This window comes from Coprococcus intestinihominis, assembly GCF_040096555.1.
In the GTDB taxonomy this organism is placed as follows: domain Bacteria; phylum Bacillota; class Clostridia; order Lachnospirales; family Lachnospiraceae; genus Coprococcus_A; species Coprococcus_A intestinihominis.
Genome location: NZ_JBBMEK010000278.1, coordinates 1 through 4,146, shown reverse-complemented (window position 1 = coordinate 4,146; position 4,146 = coordinate 1). Strand labels below are relative to the sequence as shown.

The following is a 4,146-nucleotide window of genomic DNA, read 5'->3' as shown; positions in this document are numbered from 1 at the left end:
CATTGCTGCTTTTCTCGGTATGGCGACTAAATATGCCGAAGGTCTGTTAGCAATCAAATACCGTACAATCGATAACGAAGGCCATGTTCTCGGCGGTCCTTTCTACTATATTGAAAACGGGATGGGACACGGATGGCGTTGGCTTGCCAAAATTTTTGCCTTCTTCGGTGCCGGTGTTGGTCTGTTCGGTATCGGTACCTTTACACAGGTCAATGGTATCGCTTCCGCAGTGAAAAATTTCTTTGATCCGAATATGGCACACACCGTCACACTGTTCGGCAATACCTACTCATGGGCAACCGTTATCGCCTGTCTTGTGTTGACATTATGTGTCGGTCTGGTTGTTCTCGGCGGCATCCAGCGAATTTCCAAAGTTGCTCAGATTGTTGTGCCTTTTATGGCAGTTCTTTATGTAGCTCTGGCATTGATCATCCTGATCACCAACATCACAGCTGTTCCGGCTGCCATCGTAACCATCGTGAAATCTGCTTTTACAGGCAGTGCTTTGGCCGGCGGCGCTATGGGTACTATGATCATGGCTATGCAGAAAGGTATCCAGCGAGGTATCTTCTCCAACGAATCCGGTCTCGGAAGCGCACCTATCGCTGCTGCCGCCGCTCAGACAAAAGAGCCTGTCCGTCAGGGTCTTGTCTCTATGACAGGTACATTTATCGATACAATCGTTATCTGCTCCATGACAGGTCTTTCTATCGTTATTACCGGAACATGGAATACAGGCCTTGAAGGTGTTGCCGTCACTACAGCTGCTTTCCAGCAGGGTCTTCCGTTCCCTCCGGTTGTGGCATCTTTCTCACTGATGCTCTGCCTTGTATTCTTCGCATTTACAACCATCCTCGGCTGGGATTACTATGGCGAACGTTGTCTGGAATATCTTCTGAACAGAAACCAGACAGCTGTCAAAACCTACCGTTGGCTGTACATTATCTGCGTTTTCATCGGCCCTTATATGACCGTTGCTGCCGTATGGAACATTGCCGATATCTTTAATGCACTGATGGCATTCCCGAACTTAATCGCGCTGCTGGCATTGAATGGCGTGGTAAGAAACGAAACAAAGGATTACTTTAAACGGCATCCGGAGTTATAAAGGGCAAAACTTTCCCAAATCTCAATAAACTGTAAAGAATGAACGAATTCATAGCAGACACGTTCATTCTTTACAGTTTTCTTTCGTTTTGATTCCTAATATTCTTCCTGATGTAAGTTTAAAGGTTGTTGATTTCAGATTTTGTAAGGCCGGTTTCCTTCATAATCTGTTCAATTGGTGTTCTTCTATATAAAAAAACTATAGGATAGATATAAAAACAATATTTTTCATATAGTTCATTTCATGTTATACTACATCAAGAAAATTTGTAAACAAGGAATGATTTTTATGAAACGCATTGATTTTGAAAATGGCAATATCGTCAGCAACATTCTGAAAGCCGCTCTGCCGATGCTTGTAGCCCAGATCATGAGTCTTCTCTACAATATCGTTGACCGTGTCTATATTGCCCGTATCCCTGACGTTGGCACCACGGCTCTCGGCGCTGTTGGACTCTGTTTCCCGATCATTGTCATTATCACAGCCTTCAGCAACCTGTTCGGCACCGGCGGTGCGCCGATCTTCTCCATTGAACGCGGCAAAGGCAATCATGCGAAAGCCGGACTTCTGATGAATACATCCTTTACCCTGCTGGCATTATGCGCAGTTATCCTGATGATCGCAGGACTGCTCTTTGCCAGACCGATTCTGGTACTTTTTGGTGCTTCTGATGCCGGGTTGGTCTATGCATACCCCTACCTGATGATCTATCTGCTCGGTACATTTCCATCCATGGCTGCCACCGGCATGAATCCTTTCATTAATGCCCAGGGCTATGCAACAACCGGCATGATTTCCGTTATCATCGGCGCTATCACCAACCTTCTGCTGGATCCGCTGTTTATTTTTGTATTAGGACTCGGCATCAAAGGCGCCGCCATTGCCACGGTTATTTCGCAGACATTGTCTGCTACCTTTGTTTTGTACTTTTTACACTACAAAGCAGAATATCGGATCCGTTTTCTTTCCAAAACCGAACTGGCATCCTGCGGTGAAGATGCCAAAAATATCGTCAGCCTCGGAACTGCCGGATTTATTATGCAGCTGACCAACAGTCTTGTCACTATCTGCGCCAACAATGTCCTGTCCGTTACAGGCGGTGATGTCTACATATCCGTTATGACCATCATCACCAGTGTCCGTCAGATGGTCGAAACGCCGATTTACGCCATAACAGAAGGTTCCTCGCCGATCATCAGCTACAATTACGGTGCCAGACGCCCCCAAAAAATACGTCAGGCCGGTATCACCATGGCTGTTTTAGCGCTGATCTATACGCTGCTCATCTGGAGCGTGATTCTGGCTGCACCTCGCTTCCTGATCGGTATTTTCAGCTCGGATCAGGCCCTGATGACCGATACCGTCCCCGCCATGAAACTTTATTTTGCTGCATTTATCTTCATGCTGCTGCAATATGTGGGCCAAACAATTTTCAAAGCCCTCAACAAGAAGAAATATGCCATCTTTTTCTCCATACTGCGTAAAGTCATCATTGTGGTGCCCCTGACTTATATCCTGCCTTATGCCCTGAACATTGGCCCAAACGGCGTTTTTATGGCCGAACCCGTCTCCAATGTTATCGGCGGCAGTCTTTGCTTCATCGTAATGCTCGCCACAGTTCTCCCTGAACTGAAACGGATGTAACAGACAAAAGGTATCCGCATTTATCAACACGGATACCTTTTATACACAATATACTTATTCAGTTCTTTTATTTGCTGTTAAATACATCCCGATTCAGTGCACCGTCCTGATTCGCCACAATGACCGTACACATTGCGTCACCCGTAATATTAACCATTGTTCTGGCCATATCCAGGATTCGGTCAATACCCATGATCATGGCAATGGCCTCTACAGGAAGCCCAACAGAAGCAAATACCATAGACAATGTAATCAAACCAACAGACGGCACACCTGCTGTACCAATGGAAGCTAATGTTGCCGTTGCGATAACAGTCAGATAATCCGTCGGTGTCAAAGTAATGCCAAATGCCTGGGCAGCAAAGCAGACGGCAACACCCTGCATGATTGCTGTACCATCCATATTAATCGTTGCTCCCAACGGAATCGTAAATGATGAAATCTTCTTGGATACACCAATTTTTTCATCCAGGGTCTCAATTGCCATCGGAATCGTAGCATTAGATGTTGCTGTTGAAAAAGCAAAACTCATAACAGGGAAATACTTACGGATAAATCTGTACGGATTCAGTCTTGTAAAGATTGCCATCAATGCAGAATAACTGCCAAGGCAATGAATCGCCAGTGCTCCAAGTACACAGAGCATATATTTTGCCATCGGAATAAATCCCGAAAAACCGATATTGGAAAATGTTCTGGCAATCAGGCAGTACACGCCAATCGGCGCTGCCATCATGACCATATTGGTCATCTCCATCATAATATCATTGAACTGTGCAAAAAAGTTAGAAACAACTTCCACTCTTTCTCCCAGTTTTGCAAGAATAATGCCGACAAAAAGTGCAAATACGATCACCTGAAGCATGGTACCATTCGCCAATGCTCCAATGGGATTAGTCGGAATGATATTTAATAACGTCTCTGTCAGAGTCGTACTCTCAGCTACAGTGACATCTTGTGTCTGAATCGCAGCTGTATCCAGTCCAAGTCCCGGTTTGACAATCGTTCCCACCGCAAGGGCGATCGAAATCGCCAGAGCCGTTGTAAAAAGATAGAATACAATGGTCTTCACACCGACTTTGCCAAGGGTCTTCGTATCACCAATAGCCGCACTACCACAGATCAGGGAGCAGAATACAAGCGGTACAACCAGCATCTGCATGAGTCTTAAAAAGCCCTGTCCGACAACATAAAATACACCATCCACCAACACGGTATCTCTCATGTATCCGCCCGGAACAAAGTAATACAAAATAATACCGGTAAATGCACCAAGGAATAAACCGATAAAAATCAGTGTGGTCATTCCCAGCTTCTTTTTGCTTTTTTCTTTTGCCATTTTCCTACCCCCTCAATTCCTGAATATAATCCCGCATCGCATCTTTCCATTCAGG

At 45.3% G+C, this 4,146-nt stretch carries 3 protein-coding genes; 2 read left to right on the top strand and 1 reads right to left on the bottom strand.

The features are described 5' to 3' along the window. Positions 1 to 1,108, top strand: a 1,108-nt coding sequence (locus WMO25_RS15530; RefSeq protein WP_349086076.1) for an alanine/glycine:cation symporter family protein, incomplete at its 5' end; no start/stop codon positions are given. Positions 1,109 to 1,396: 288 nt separating this feature from the next. Continuing rightward, positions 1,397 to 2,752: an MATE family efflux transporter gene (locus tag WMO25_RS15525; RefSeq protein WP_349086075.1), complete on the top strand. Its 1,356-nt coding sequence runs from the start codon at positions 1,397 to 1,399 to the stop codon at positions 2,750 to 2,752. A gap of 67 nt (positions 2,753 to 2,819) precedes the next feature. On the opposite strand, the gene WMO25_RS15520 is transcribed toward WMO25_RS15525, so the two are convergent. Further along, the gene (locus WMO25_RS15520) at positions 2,820 to 4,091 is read right to left on the bottom strand and encodes a dicarboxylate/amino acid:cation symporter (RefSeq protein ID WP_015514902.1); all 1,272 of its coding nucleotides are present in this window, start codon (positions 4,089 to 4,091) and stop codon (positions 2,820 to 2,822) included. Positions 4,092 to 4,146: the final 55 nt, after the last annotated feature.